General features: G+C 62.1%; 12 protein-coding genes and 1 riboswitch. Of the genes, 8 read left to right on the top strand and 4 right to left on the bottom strand.

What is annotated here, in order from left to right; all coding sequences use genetic code 11:
* From AACR77_RS01215 to AACR77_RS01205, 3 genes are all read left to right on the top strand, one after another.
* The coding region (locus AACR77_RS01215) for a hypothetical protein (protein ID WP_231563116.1) at positions 1–238 on the top strand (238 nt) is incomplete at its 5' end.
* Positions 239–288: 50 nt separating this feature from the next.
* Positions 289–1431 (top strand): transporter substrate-binding domain-containing protein, encoded by a 1143-nt coding sequence (locus AACR77_RS01210; protein WP_231563115.1) that lies wholly within the window; start codon positions 289–291, stop codon positions 1429–1431.
* A complete protein-coding gene (locus tag AACR77_RS01205; protein ID WP_231563114.1) occupies positions 1415–2983 on the top strand; it encodes an ATP-binding protein in 1569 nt (522 codons plus the stop codon). The genes AACR77_RS01210 and AACR77_RS01205 overlap by 17 nt, the downstream gene beginning before the upstream one ends.
* Positions 2984–3014: 31 nt before the next feature.
* Here AACR77_RS01205 and AACR77_RS01200 read toward each other — a convergent pair whose 3' ends face one another.
* Positions 3015–3455, bottom strand: coding sequence for a hypothetical protein (locus AACR77_RS01200; RefSeq protein ID WP_042879297.1), 441 nt, complete (start codon positions 3453–3455; stop codon positions 3015–3017).
* A gap of 161 nt (positions 3456–3616) precedes the next feature.
* On the opposite strand from AACR77_RS01200, the gene AACR77_RS01195 reads away from it, so the two are divergent.
* The 3 genes from AACR77_RS01195 to AACR77_RS01185 all read left to right on the top strand — a co-directional run bounded on the left by AACR77_RS01195 (position 3617) and on the right by AACR77_RS01185 (position 7398).
* The gene (locus AACR77_RS01195; protein WP_042879295.1) at positions 3617–5290 is read left to right on the top strand and encodes a sensor histidine kinase; all 1674 of its coding nucleotides are present in this window, start codon (positions 3617–3619) and stop codon (positions 5288–5290) included.
* 76 nt (positions 5291–5366) lie between these two features.
* Positions 5367–6095: a LytR/AlgR family response regulator transcription factor gene (locus AACR77_RS01190; protein ID WP_039040685.1), complete on the top strand. Its 729-nt coding sequence runs from the start codon at positions 5367–5369 to the stop codon at positions 6093–6095.
* 109 nt (positions 6096–6204) lie between these two features.
* Entirely contained in the window at positions 6205–7398 is a 1194-nt protein-coding gene (locus AACR77_RS01185) for an L-lactate MFS transporter (protein WP_042879293.1), read from the top strand.
* 72 nt (positions 7399–7470) lie between these two features.
* Here the strand turns inward: AACR77_RS01185 and AACR77_RS01180 are convergent, their stop codons facing one another.
* The gene (locus AACR77_RS01180; RefSeq protein ID WP_042879291.1) at positions 7471–8595 is read right to left on the bottom strand and encodes a 5-(carboxyamino)imidazole ribonucleotide synthase; all 1125 of its coding nucleotides are present in this window, start codon (positions 8593–8595) and stop codon (positions 7471–7473) included.
* On the bottom strand, positions 8592–9101 hold the full coding sequence (gene purE, locus AACR77_RS01175; RefSeq protein WP_029313402.1) for a 5-(carboxyamino)imidazole ribonucleotide mutase: 510 nt from the start codon (positions 9099–9101) through the stop codon (positions 8592–8594). Before purE ends, AACR77_RS01180 begins: the two co-directional genes overlap by 4 nt.
* Before the next feature lie 207 nt (positions 9102–9308).
* Positions 9309–9486: riboswitch (cobalamin riboswitch) on the top strand.
* A 52-nt stretch (positions 9487–9538) separates the two neighbouring features.
* Here purE and AACR77_RS01170 point away from each other — a divergent pair.
* Together AACR77_RS01170 and murI are read left to right on the top strand one after the other, a co-directional pair.
* On the top strand, positions 9539–11404 hold the full coding sequence (locus tag AACR77_RS01170) for a TonB-dependent receptor domain-containing protein (protein WP_042879289.1): 1866 nt from the start codon (positions 9539–9541) through the stop codon (positions 11402–11404).
* Positions 11405–11512: 108 nt separating this feature from the next.
* Positions 11513–12301, top strand: coding sequence for a glutamate racemase (murI, locus tag AACR77_RS01165; protein WP_010672351.1), 789 nt, complete (start codon positions 11513–11515; stop codon positions 12299–12301).
* A 3-nt stretch (positions 12302–12304) separates the two neighbouring features.
* Here murI and AACR77_RS01160 read toward each other — a convergent pair whose 3' ends face one another.
* A complete protein-coding gene (locus AACR77_RS01160) occupies positions 12305–12796 on the bottom strand; it encodes an RNA recognition motif domain-containing protein (RefSeq protein WP_029313407.1) in 492 nt (163 codons plus the stop codon).
* Between the last annotated feature and the right edge of the window lie 329 nt (positions 12797–13125).

The following is a 13125-nucleotide window of genomic DNA, read 5'->3' as shown; positions in this document are numbered from 1 at the left end:
GTCAGCCGAGAAGAATTTCCCCGCTTATTCGCACCTTCCCTATCAGAGCAGCATTCAATTATTGAAGCCGCTCTATATCGATACCGCCGGTTTTGCCTTTGCCCTCAATCCCAAGGAGCGGCGACTCAAGAGGATCATGGATATCGCGCTGGGGGAGATCCTCGAGGGCAAGCGGGCGGAAGTGGCCAAGCGCTGGAATGGGGGGGCCTCTCCATCGGTGCCAGCAGAATCGACCTGAGCCGCGAGCAATGGGAATGGCTGAGCAAACGGGAGAAGATCCGGATTGCGGTGAACAGCGGCATCCCGCCCCTCAGTTTCTATGACGTCACCGGTACCATGCACGGCGTGGTCGCCGATCTGCTGCAGGTCATGCGAGCCAAGCTGGGGGTGGAGCTCGAGGTGGTGCCTGCCAAGACGCCGGAGCAGATGACCCAGTTTCTGGATAGCGGCCAGGTGGATGCGGGGGTGTTGAGCCCTTCTGCCGAGCGCAGGAACCGCTATCTGTTCAGCCGGGCCTTTGTCCTCGATCCCCTCTCCTATGTGGTGGGGCTGCGCCACCGGGAGGTCCCCCCTGCATCGCTGCTCAAGACCGGCACCGTGGCCATGGTCAGAGGCTTTATCTCGACCCAGGCCATCGAGGCGGAATACGGCAAGCTGACGTCGCGGCAGTTCGATACGATTGAAGATGCCATGCGCTGTGTGGCGATGGATGTGTGCGATGTGACCATACTGCCGCTGCGGGTGGCCAAGTACTACGTGAACAGCAAATTCCCCGACAGCCTGATCATCACGGGAGAGCTGTTCGATTCCATCCCCATCGGTGCCGCGTTGGCGGTCACCCCCGCGCATCCCGTACTGCGGGACATTCTGGACAAGGTGATTGCCATCATTCCGCCGGATGAGCTGGAAGGGCTCTCCAACCGCTGGCGGGTCAATGTCAAACAGGAGAGTGTCTCCTGGCAGGAGTTGATTCAGGAGTTCGGGGTCTTTATCGCGTTGATCCTGCTGTTGACCCTCTGGGTTGGCCTGTGGGGGCTGTCCCTGCGCAAGCAGATCCGCGAGCGGCGGCTGGTGGAGGGGGCGCTGAGCACCCAGCTCAAGTTCATCGCCGATCTGGTGGACGGGACACCTCACCCCATCTATGCGCGGGATCTGAACGGGATCCTGGTGCTGTGCAACAGCAGCTATGCCAGCTTCCTTGGCGAGCCCAAGGTCGGTCTGCTCGGCACGGGCCTGGACGACGCGCGCACGCGCTGGCCTTTTCTTGCTCCCCTGCACGGGGATCTGGTGCTTTCCTGTGACAGCCGCCGCGCCCAGGAGGGGGATCACCGTCTGGGCCTGCCGACGGGCGGGGTCGACGTCTATCACTGGGTTCAGCCTTACTACGATCTGGACGGCAATGTGCAGGGGGGGGGTGGGGGGCTGGATTGACGTCAGCGAACGGGTACGCCTGCTCGATGAGCTGGCGGTGGCCAGCCAGGAGGCCCAGGAGGCAAACCGTGCCAAGAGCACCTTCCTCGCGACCATGAGCCACGAGATCCGTACCCCCATGAATGCCATCATCGGCTTGCTGGAATTGGCGCTCAAGCGGGGTCGGCTGCACGAGGAGGATCAGGCCTCCCTCGCCATTGCCCATGGCTCGGCCAGCGATCTGCTGAGCCTCATCGGCGACATCCTGGATATTTCCAAGATCGAGTCTGGCCGGTTCGAACTGGCCCCCGAACCCCATGACATCGTGACCCTGACAGCGTCGGTCGTCACCGTATTCACTGCGCTGGCGAGGCAGAAAAACCTGCGGCTGGAGCTCGTCACGGGCGATCCGTCCTGGGTGCAGGTCGATGGCCTCTGTTACAAGCAGGTCGTCTCCAACCTGATCAGCAACGCCATCAAGTACACCGATCGCGGGTCGGTCACGGTGACGCTGGCCTCCCGGGTCAGCGATGGCTGGTGTACCGTGCAGCTCACCATTCTGGATACCGGTATCGGCATCGATCAGGCCGAGCAGGCCAGGCTGTTCGAGCCCTTCAGCCAGGCCAGCCAACCCGAGAAAATCCAGCAGTCGGGTACAGGCCTGGGTCTGATGATCTCCCGCTCCCTGTGCGAGACGATGGGCGGCTCCTTGAAACTGGAGAGTACGCCCGGGCAGGGGACCCGGGTCAGTGTCGAGATGAAGCTGCCGGTGGCCGATGCCGTGGCGATGCCCGCTGCGCTTGCACAGGATCCGGTGGTGGAGCCGGGGCGGCGACTGAAGATCATGGTCGTGGACGATCATCCAGCCAACCGGTTGCTGGTCAGCCAGCAGCTGGCCTATCTGGGTCATGACGCCACGGCCGTCGAGTCGGGAGAAGAGGCGCTGCGGCGGCTGGTCGAAGCCAGGGTGGATGTCGTCATGACCGACTTCAACATGCCCGGCATGAACGGATTCGAGCTGGCTCGTCAGTGCCGTGAGCTGGAGCGGCTGCACGGCTGGCGACGCACCGTGATCCTCGGGCTGACGGCCGATGCGCGGCAGGAGCAGATCAATGAAGGGCAGGCGGCAGGGATGGATGACTGTCTGTTCAAGCCCGTCGGACTGGAGGCGCTCGATCATTGCCTGCGTCGGCACATGCAGCGTGAAGAGCAGAGTGACATGGTCGTCTGCATGGAGGAGATCCGGCGGTATCTGGGGCCGCTGACCGCACACCAGTCGACCCTGATGGTGCCTCTGCTGGCCGAGTTCGTGCGGGCCAGTGACGACGATATCGCGGGATTGCAACGGGCCGCGGAGGAGGGGCATGTCGGCCAGTTCATCGACCGCATACATCGCCTGAAAGGGGGCGCCAGGATCATGGGCACTCTGAAACTGGTGGCGACCTGCAGCGAAATAGAATCCTGGGAGCTCGATCAGGCCAGGCTGCCCGAGGCGCTGGCCCGTTTGCAGCAAGAGTACGAGGTGGTTCGGCTGGCGGCGACCCAACTGCAGGTGATGGAAGGGGAGGAATGAAGGCATGGGAACATCCCTTCGGCTCCTGTGGTCAGCCCAGCCAGTACACCATCAACTCATAGGCGGCTTCGCCCACCTGGTCCGGTCTGGCTGACGGGGCCTGATAGCTGAGGTAATAGCGGGTCGCCTGCGCCAGGGGGAGGGCGCGGCTTGCTTCGAGGGGTTGCCCGTTGAGCGCCAGCGTGATCCGGAGATCATCCTGCTGTGGCAGGGAGCCGTAGAGTGCGCGGGCTTGCAAACGATAGGTGGTGTTGAAATTCGGGTGGCTCAGGTCTGCTGCCAGGATCTGGACGGGAGCCTGTGCCGGATCCGAATTGATGACCTGGAGGCCTGGGTGGGTAAGCGCTACTTCCATGTTGGTCTCTTTGCTGGCGGTGGCCTGCCAGTTCAGCTGGCTCACCTGCGTATTGGCGTGAACGGCGGCACTGCTGCAACCGATCATCACTGCCAGCACCATGCTTTTTTGAAACATAGTTATCTCCTTTGTCGGACTGGGCCCTCCTTGGCGAGGGCCTCCTCTTATCGGCGCTTTCCCCGAAAGCTGAACCGCTCTCCCCGGATTCGCCCATGAGTCGGCGGCAGATAAGGGGTATGATCCGCCCCCTGGCGCCATGCCATTGACGGAGGAGAGCCATGCTCGAAAATCAGATGATGTTGTTGGCGGTGTTTGAGCGGGCGGCGCTGATGCTGATGACGCTCTTTCTTCTCACCCGCACCCGGCCGTTTCAGCGATTGTTCCAGAAGCGTGACCACACCCCGGCCGAGCTGGTGCTGGTGGCGGCCATCTTCTGTCTGTTCGCGGTGTTCAGCACCTACACCGGCATTCCGGTGGAGGGGGCCCTCATCAACGTGCGGATCATCGCCATCATCTCGGGCGGCATCCTGTTCGGCCCCTGGGTCGGCATTCCGGCCGGGGTCATCTCGGGGCTGCACCGTTATCTCATCGACATGGATGGCCACACCTCCATTCCCTGTCTCATCGCCAGCATCATCGCCGGCCTGCTTGCCACCTGGCTGCACCTGCGCTGTCGCAAGTCGCGGCTCTGGCTCTATGGCATCCTGGCGGGGATGGCCTGCGAGGGGCTGACCATGCTGCTTATCTGGCAACTGACCGAGCCCCATGCGGTAGGTGTGGAGATTGTCAGTCATATTGCCTACCCGATGATCGCCGGGGCGCTCTGTATCGGGCTCATCATCAAGCTGGTGCAGGACCTGGACGACGAGAAGGAGCTGATTGCCGCCAAGCAGGCCAAGCTGGCGCTCGACATTGCCAACAAGACGTTGCCGTTTTTCCAGAACATCGATCGCCACTCCCTTAGCCAGGTGTGCGGCATCATTCGCAGCGAGATCAGCGCCGATGCGGTGGCCATCACCGATACCCGTGACGTGCTGGCCTATGTGGGGGTGGGCAAGGATTACTACGAGCTGGACGAGCACCACGCCATCAGCGACATGACCCAGCGGGCGGTGCTGCTGGACCAGATCATCATCAACAACGATCTGCGCCAGTACCATCTGGCCGACTTTCACTCGGTCATCATTATTCCGCTGCGGGAAAACGGCGCCGTCAGCGGCACCCTCAAGATCTACTACCGCCGCACCCACAGCATCACCAGCTCCCTCAAGGAGATGGCGGTGGGCCTCTCCCAGCTTATCTCCACCCAGATGGAGGTGTCGCGCATCGAGCAGCTCAAGGAGATGACCCGCAAGGCGGAGTTCACCGCGCTGCAGAGCAAGATCAACCCCCACTTCCTGTTCAACGCCCTCAATGCCATCTCGTCGCTGATCCGCATCCGTCCCCAGCAGGCACGCCAGCTGATCGCGAACCTCGCGGACTACCTGCGCTACAACCTCAACAAGGGGGACACCCTCATCGACATCCAGGAGGAGCTGCAGCAGGTGCGCGACTACGTGGCCATCGAGCAGGCCCGCTTCGGCGACAAGCTGGAGGTGGTGTTCGAGGTGGACGACGTGCATATCCAGGTGCCGAGCCTGCTGTTGCAGCCGTTGGTGGAAAACGCCATCCTGCACGGCATCCAGCCCCGCAGTGCGCCGGGTCGGGTCACCATTGAGGTGAAGCAGCTGGCGGGCGGCATCCGGGTCGCGGTGCGCGACACCGGCTACGGCATCAGCCAGGCGGTGATCGACGGGGTCGCCGCCGGTCGGGTGGAGAGCCGCAGCATCGGTCTGATGAACGTGCATCAGCGGGTCAAGCTGCTCTATGGCGACGGCCTGCACCTCAAGCGGCTGGAGCCGGGGACCGAAGTCTGTTTCTATCTGCCTGATCAGGAGGCAATGCCATGCTGAAAGCCATCATAGTGGAAGACGAATGTTTGATACGGGAGGAGCTGGCCTCTCCTGTGCTCCTTATGGGGGCAATGTCATGCTGAAAGCGATCATTGTGGAAGATGAGTATCTGGCCCGCGAGGAGCTGGCCTTTCTGGTGGGGCAGCACAGCAACATCGAGATAGTGGCGAGCTTCGAAGACGGGCTGGAGGCGTTCAAGTATCTGCAGGATCACGAGGTGGACGTGGTGTTTCTGGATATCCAGATCCCCGCCATCGACGGCCTGCTGCTGGCGAAGAACCTGCACAAGTCCAGCCATCCGCCCCACATCGTCTTCGTCACCGCCTACAAGGAGTTTGCGGTGGAGGCGTTCGAGCTGGAGGCATTCGACTACATCCTCAAGCCCTACAACGAGCCGCGCCTCATCAATCTGCTGCAGAAGCTCGAACTGGCGGGCAAGTCCCAGCCCCAGGGTGCGGAGTCCGGGACGCCACAGAACCGCACCGTCAATCTGGTGAAGGGGGAGCGCATCATCGTCACCCCCTGCGAGCAGATCTACTACGCGGAAGCGGACGAGAAGCTGACCCATGTCTACACCCGTACCGATCGCTACGTGATGACCATGACCCTCAGCGAGTTCGTCAGTCGGTTGCCTGCCGAGGGGTTCTTCCGCTGCCACCGCTCCTACTGCGTCAACATCAACAAGATCCGCGAGATAGTGCCCTGGTTCAACAGCACCTATCTCATTCGGCTCCATGACCTGCCGTTCGAGGTGCCGGTCAGTCGCAGCAACATCAAGGCATTCCGTCAGCTGATGCGGCTCTGATTGTCATTCATTCCCGCCGATCTGCATTTCATGCCGTAATCGGTCGGCGGGAGCGGCGTCTTGCCTATAGTGGCCCCAGTTTCCTTAAGGCCATTCCTCGAGACGCATCATGACCAGAGAGCTGAATCGCACCCGCTACCTCACCCTGTTGGGGACCATCATCACCCAGTTCGCACTGGGATCCGTGTACACCTGGAGCCTGTTCAACGCCCAGCTCTCCGACAAGCTGGACGAGCCGGTCAGCCAGGTCGCCTTCGCTTTCGGCCTGCTCAGCCTCTCCCTGGCGGTGGCCTCCTCCCTGGCGGGCAAGCTGCAGGAGCGCTTCGGGGTGCGCAACGTCACCCTGGGCGCCGGCGTGCTGCTCGGCATCGGCTTCTTCCTCACCGCTCATGCCAGCAACCTGGCGATGCTCTACCTCTGCGCCGGCATCCTGGTCGGTTTTGCCGACGGTACCGGCTACCTGATGACCCTCTCCAACTGCGTGAAGTGGTTCCCGGAGCGCAAGGGGCTCATCTCCGCCTGCTCCATCGGTGCTTATGGCCTCGGCAGCCTGGGCTTCAAGTACATCAACCTGCTGCTGCTTTCCAGCAACGGCCTTGAGACCACCTTCCAGCTGTGGGGGCTGATCGCCATGTCCATGGTGCTGGTGGGTGGCATGCTGATGAAGGATGCACCCAAGCAGGCCGCCGCCGTGCAGCAGAGCGAGAGCCGCGATTTCACCCTGGCCGAGGCGATGCGCAAGCCCCAATACTGGATGCTGGCGCTGATGTTCCTCACCGCCTGCATGAGCGGTCTCTACGTCATCGGCGTGGCCAAGGACATCGGCGAGAAGATGGTGGGCCTGCCGGCCGTGGTCGCCGCCAACGCCGTCGCCATCATCGCCATGGCCAACCTGGGTGGCCGGCTGGTGCTGGGCATCCTCTCCGACAAGATGTCCCGTATCCGGGTCATCACCATCGCCCAGTTGATTACCCTGGCGGGCATGGCGCTGCTGCTGTTCGTGCCGCTCAATGCCAACCTCTTCTTCGTGGCGGTGGCCTGTGTGGCGTTCAGCTTCGGCGGTACCATCACCGTCTACCCCTCGCTGGTGAGCGACTTCTTCGGCCTCAACAACCTGACCAAGAACTACGGCGTCATCTACCTGGGCTTTGGTCTGGGCAGCATCATCGGCTCCATCGTGGCCTCCCTGTTCGGCGGCTTCATGGCGACCTTCAACCTCATTCTGGTGTTGCTGGTGGTGGCCCTGGTGCTCTCCCTCCCCATCCGCCTGCCGGCTCCTGTTGCGGCTGTCGACAGGGCTTGATCCCTCTCGCTTCTCAAGTCATAAAAAAAGACCCGGGCCTTGGCCCGGGTCTTTGCATGTCAAGGGGTGGACTCAGCGTGGGGGCAGACCCAGCAGGGCGCGCAGCTGGTGCGCGGTGGCCTCGACCGCCGGCCAGTCGCGGCCAGTGACGGTGACGTGGCCCATCTTGCGGCCGGGGCGGGCCTCACCCTTGCCATAGAGGTGAAGGTGGACCCCGGGCAGGGCCAGAGCGCCGGCCCAGTCCGGCGTGCCGTCTTGCCACAGATCCCCGAGCAGATTGAGCAGGATGGCGGGCTGAACCTCAGCCTGTACCGGCAGCGGCAGATCGCACAGGGCGCGCACCTGCAACTCGAACTGGCTGCAACCGGCGTTGTCGATGCTGGGGTGGCCCGAATTGTGGGGCCGGGGGGCCATCTCGTTGACCAGCAGCTCACCGCCGACCAGGAAGAACTCCACCGTCAGCACGCCCACATAGTCGAGGGCGGCGATGATGTGCTCGGCGATGCGCTGGGCCTCGCGCTCCAGGGCGGGCACATTGGCCGGGGAGCGGGTCTGATCCAGGATGCCGCCGCTGTGCCAGTTCTGCACCAGGGGCAGGGCACTGATGGCACCGCTCGGACTGCGGGCCAGGGTGAGGGCAAACTCCCCCTCCAGTGGCAGGCGTTTTTCCAGCACGCAAGGGACACCGCTGGCGGCCAGGGCCGCTGGCAATTCGCCCGCATTGTGGATAGTCCACTGCCCCTTGCCATCGTAGCCCTCGCGGGCGGTCTTGAGGATGGCGGGGAAGAGGTCGCCGGGCAGGGCGGGCAGCGGCTCGCCGGGCAGCAGGGTCAGGTTCGGGGCAACCGGTACGCCAGCGCGGGTCAGGAAGGCTTTCTCTTCCCGGCGATCCTGACAGACACGTACTGCACTCGCGGCCGGGCGCACCGGCTTGTACTGCTCCAGTAGGGCCAGGGAGGCGGCGGGCACGTTTTCGAACTCGCAGGTGATGGCATCGCAGCGGCTGGCCAGATCGCGCAGGGCATCGGCATCGTCATAGGCGGCAACGATCTGCTCGTCGGCGGCTGCACCGGCGATGCTGACGGGGTCCGGGTCCAGCACGATCACCTTGTAGCCGAGACGGTGGGCAGACATCACGAAGTAGCGGCCGAGCTGGCCGCCACCGAGCATACCCAAAGTGGCGGGGGGCAGTATCATGCCGGCTCCTCCAGGGTGAGCGCCAGCACCCGGTCGCGCTCCTTGGCGCGGAAGCCGTCGAGCTGCTGGTGATAACGGGGAGCGTCGCCATCCTGGGCGACAGAGAGCAGGGACACGGCGAACAGACCGGCATTGGCGGCACCCGCCTCGCCGATGGCGAAGGTGGCGACCGGCACGCCCTTGGGCATCTGCACGATGGAGAGCAGGGAATCCATCCCCTTGAGCTGGCGGGTGGGGATGGGCACGCCCAGCACCGGGATCGTGGTCTTGGCGGCCAGCATGCCCGGCAGGTGGGCTGCGCCGCCGGCGCCGGCGATGATGGCGCGCAGACCACGATCGCGCGCACTGGCGGCATATTCAAACAGGAGATCCGGGGTGCGATGGGCGGATACGACGCGCGCTTCATAGGGCACGCCGTGCTCCTTGAGGATGCGGGCGGCGGCCTGCATCACGGGCCAGTCAGAGTCGGAGCCCATTACCAGGCCGATCATAGGGGGGGTCGTCATTACGGCTTCCTCGGATGTCAAACGTTTGCCGCATGTTACCAAAAAGCCGTGGGATCTGGCTCAACATTTCTTGTGTTTGACCCGCTCGAATGACGGTCAACGAGCCTCAAGGTACGAGAGGGGGCGAGGATCTGCGCCACTTGGCACCGACTTTGGGTAAAAACGACATTAGAAATCCAGATGGCTATACATCCAAGACAGCTCTGCCTATAATCCCCCCGCTTTGGCGCATCATGCTTAAAAGGGAATCCGGTGAGAATCCGGAGCTGGCGCGCAGCGGTAAGGGGGAACGAAGCGACATCAGGGCACTGCCGTCAGGTGGGAAGCCGTCGCCGTAGGCCATCAGCCCCCAAGCCCGAAGACCTGCCAAAGTTCGTATTTCGGGCCGAGAGAAACCGGCCACGAAGTAGATGCTTACGCGAACTTAAGGATCTCTCATGTCCAAGACATTATTGGCGGCTGCCCTGTTGCCAACGGCGGCCTTTGCCCAACAACTGACCATCCCCGTCAATCCCACCATGGTGGTGACCGCTACCCGTGTCGCCCAGCCTGCCTCCAGTGTGCTGGCTCCCGTCAACGTGGTGACCCGTGACGAGATCGATCGCCTGCAAGCCCAGACCGTGACCGACGTGGTCAAGACCCTGCCCGGCGTGGAAGTGGTCAGCAACGGCGGCCGCGGCCAGCTCAGCTCGCTGCGGGTACGTGGTGGCACCTCTTCCCAGACCCTGGTGCTGGTGGACGGGGTGCGCAGCGCCTCTCTGACCGCCGGGATGACCGAGCTCAACAACCTGCCCCTCAACCAGGTGGAGCGGATCGAATATATCCGCGGTGCACGCGCCACTATTTATGGGTCCGATGCCATCGGTGGGGTCATCAACATCATCACTCGCCCGGACCAGGGGACCAATCAGCACAAGTTCAACCTGGGCGCGGGCTCCCACAAGCAGCGTCAGGCTGCCTTCAGCAGCGCCAGCCAGGTGGGTGATGCGGGTCAGATCAAGGTCGCTGGTGGTTTCGATGACGAGACCGGCTACAACGTGCATCCCATCGTCGGGGTGAACGATGGCGACAAGCATGGACACCGGGGCTATAACGCCATGGTGGATTATCAGCAGGCGCTGGCCAGCAACTGGGATCTGTTCGGTACGACCCGCTGGTTCCGCAACATTGCCCAGTACGACAGATCCTCTGCCGCTTCCGCCTGGGGCCCGGCGTTTCATCAACGCAACGAGACCTGGACCGAGAACCAGAGCTACCAGCTCGGCTCCCGCTATCACGACGAGCGCTACCTGAGCGAACTGCGCGGCGCCTTCTCCAAACAGGATGCCTACGACTACCCGGATACCAGCGGCCGCGATCAGTCCGCTGATCGACTCTATACCCGTCAATACACCCTGAACTGGGTCAACAGCGTCAAACTGGACGAGAGCTGGACCCTGGGGGGCGGCGCCGACTGGCAGCGCGACATGCTGGACGATAGTTCCCGCTCCTCTGGCGTCGCCTTCCCGAGTGACGCCGATGAGCGTGACAACACCGGGCTCTATGCCCTGGCCCAGTTTGACAACCAGGTCTGGCAGGCCGAGCTGAGCGGTCGCAGCGATGACAACGAGCAGTTCGGACGTCACAACACCTGGCAAACCGGCGCTGGCTGGCGCTTCGTTGAGGATTATCGCCTCAGTGCCCGTTACGGCACCGGTTTCCGTGCCCCCTCCTTCAACGATCTCTACTACCCGGGGTCCGGCAATCCGGATCTGAAGCCGGAAGAGTCGAAAAGCCACGAGTTGATGCTGGACGGACAGACCGCTGGTGTGGAGTGGCGCTTGACCGGTTATCGCAACGACTTCGAGCAGATGATCCAGTGGGCACCGGACAGCCAGGGCATGTGGACGCCGCAAAACGTCGGCAAGGCGCGGATTGAAGGGGTTGAGCTGGAAGGGGAGTTCGAGACCGGCTGGCTGAGCCATCGCGTTTCCGCCGAATACAAGGATCCCAAGGACAAGGTCACCGACAAGCAGTTGCAGCTGATCTCCCGCAAGGGGGCCAAGTGGGTGAGCCAGGCGCAGTGGCAGCAGTTCGATGGCTCCCTGAGCTGGATCTACCAGGGTGAGCGTTATGGTGACGCGGCCAATACCACCCAGCTGGGCGGTTACAGCGTGTGGAACCTGGCGGTGGGCTATCAGGTTGCACCGTCCTGGAAGGTCTCCGGCAAGATCAGCAACCTGCTGGACAAGGAATACCAGACCTCGGTGGGTTACCCGGCTGACGAGCGTGCCTACTATGTGACGGTGGACTACGCACTCTGATCCCCTTGTCTGGATCTGAAAAATCAGGGGCCCTGCCATTGGCAGGGCCTTTTCTATTGGCGCCGGGCGGGAGTATGATCGCGGCCTCGCATTCAAGGGGGAGCTCAGGTGGCCAATATTCTCGTGTTCGACTCCGGTATGGGCGGTCTGACCGTCTATGGGGAGATCCGTCGCGCTCTGCCGGAGCACAACTATTTCTACAGTTTCGACAATGCCCACTTTCCCTATGGCGAGCTGAGTGAGGCGGCCCTCATCGAGGCTTGTACCGGACTGGTCAGCCACATGGTGGCCGAGCACGCCATCGATCTGGTGGTGATCGCCTGCAATACCGCCAGCACCATTGCCCTGCCATCCCTGCGTACCGCACTCAGCATTCCCGTGGTCGGCGTGGTCCCCGCGATCAAGCCTGCCGCCGCCCTGACCCGTAACGGCTACATCGGTCTGCTGGCAACGCCCGGCACCGTCAGCCGTGACTATACCCATGAACTCATTGCCCAGTTCGCCCCGGGCAAGCATGTGCTGCTGAAGGGGGCCACCGAACTGGTTATCGAAGCCGAGCGCAAGCTGGCGGGGTTGCCGGTCAATATGGCCCTGCTCAGAGAGGTGCTCGCAGACTGGATGGAAGGGGAGGAGAGGCCGGATACCCTGGTACTGGGATGTACCCACTTCCCCTTGCTCAACGAAGAGATCAAACAGCTGATGCCGGAATGCCAACTGGTCGATTCGGGTCTTGCCGTGGCAAGGCGGGTGGCGCATCTGCTGGCGACACTGCCGGTCCAGGCGCCTGGCGAGGGGACGGGACGTGCCTACTGCACGCGACTGGATGCTGGGGCCCAGAAACTGACAGCCCCCTTGCAAGCTTGGGGGCTGTCGTCACTCGAAGAAGTGGTGTACTGAATATCAGGCGTCGACGTCGTTGACGTCCTTCTCATCCCGGTCCCGCTTGTCATTTGCTTCACGCACTTTCAGGGTGCGCTGCTGATACTCCTTGTCATTGAGCGCGGCGATGGCCTTGGCCGCATCGGCGACAGGCATCTCCACAAACCCGAAGCCCCTGCGTTTGCCGGTGGCCTTGTCCTTCATCAGACGAACTGACAGTACCTGACCTTGCTCGGCAAAGAGTTCGCGCACCGCAATCTCGTTGGCGCGATAGGGCAGGTTGCCTACATATAAGGTACAGGTCTCCTGGCTGGTCGCCTGTTCGAGGGCGGTGGCAGGCGCACGGTTAAGGAAGAGCGGTACCACGAAACCGCCAATGGCCAGACCGGCGGCAAAAATGACTTCGACTTTCAGAGAGAACTGCAGGGCCTGGGCAACCAGATAGCCGAGCAGCGCCAATACCAGAGCAAGAACTGCTGCCTGCACATAAACGGGAAACTTGGATAAATTCATCTTTAAAGACCTTTTGTAAATGAAAGCAAAAAAGGTGCAACACTCTATTCACCTTCATGGTAACCAGCTTTACGACCAGACGCTACCATGGACCACTTGAGGCAAATTATCCGCTTCAGTATGGCATTCCTTCAGCCAGGAAGATCCTGATAAATGCCAATAAAAGAGGGCTGAAATCATCAGCTTGTGGATAACATTGTATATATACACTGGGTAAGTTGTTTCTAACTGGATAATTTGAAGTTTCCGTGACTTTCTTCAAAAAATCCCTTGTCATCGTAACCGGCCTCCCTATAATGCGCCCCTACCAGCACGGCGGAACACGCCAA

This window comes from Aeromonas sp. ZOR0002, from assembly GCF_963866995.1.
GTDB lineage: Bacteria > Pseudomonadota > Gammaproteobacteria > Enterobacterales > Aeromonadaceae > Aeromonas > Aeromonas caviae.
Note: the sequence above shows the minus strand (reverse complement) of the source record. Positions and strands in the feature narration are given on the sequence as shown.

Bases quoted from the DNA above. Each gene is read 5' to 3' on its own strand.
- AACR77_RS01200 (WP_042879297.1), bottom strand. From the start codon at position 3,455: ATGTTTCAAAAAAGCATGGTGCTGGCAGTGATGATCGGTTGCAGCAGT.
- AACR77_RS01195 (WP_042879295.1), top strand. From the start codon at position 3,617: ATGCTCGAAAATCAGATGATGTTGTTGGCGGTGTTTGAGCGGGCGGCG.
- AACR77_RS01190 (WP_039040685.1), top strand. From the start codon at position 5,367: ATGCTGAAAGCGATCATTGTGGAAGATGAGTATCTGGCCCGCGAGGAG.
- AACR77_RS01185 (WP_042879293.1), top strand. From the start codon at position 6,205: ATGACCAGAGAGCTGAATCGCACCCGCTACCTCACCCTGTTGGGGACC.
- AACR77_RS01180 (WP_042879291.1), bottom strand. From the start codon at position 8,595: ATGATACTGCCCCCCGCCACTTTGGGTATGCTCGGTGGCGGCCAGCTC.
- purE (WP_029313402.1), bottom strand. From the start codon at position 9,101: ATGACGACCCCCCCTATGATCGGCCTGGTAATGGGCTCCGACTCTGAC.
- AACR77_RS01170 (WP_042879289.1), top strand. From the start codon at position 9,539: ATGTCCAAGACATTATTGGCGGCTGCCCTGTTGCCAACGGCGGCCTTT.
- AACR77_RS01160 (WP_029313407.1), bottom strand. From the start codon at position 12,796: ATGAATTTATCCAAGTTTCCCGTTTATGTGCAGGCAGCAGTTCTTGCT.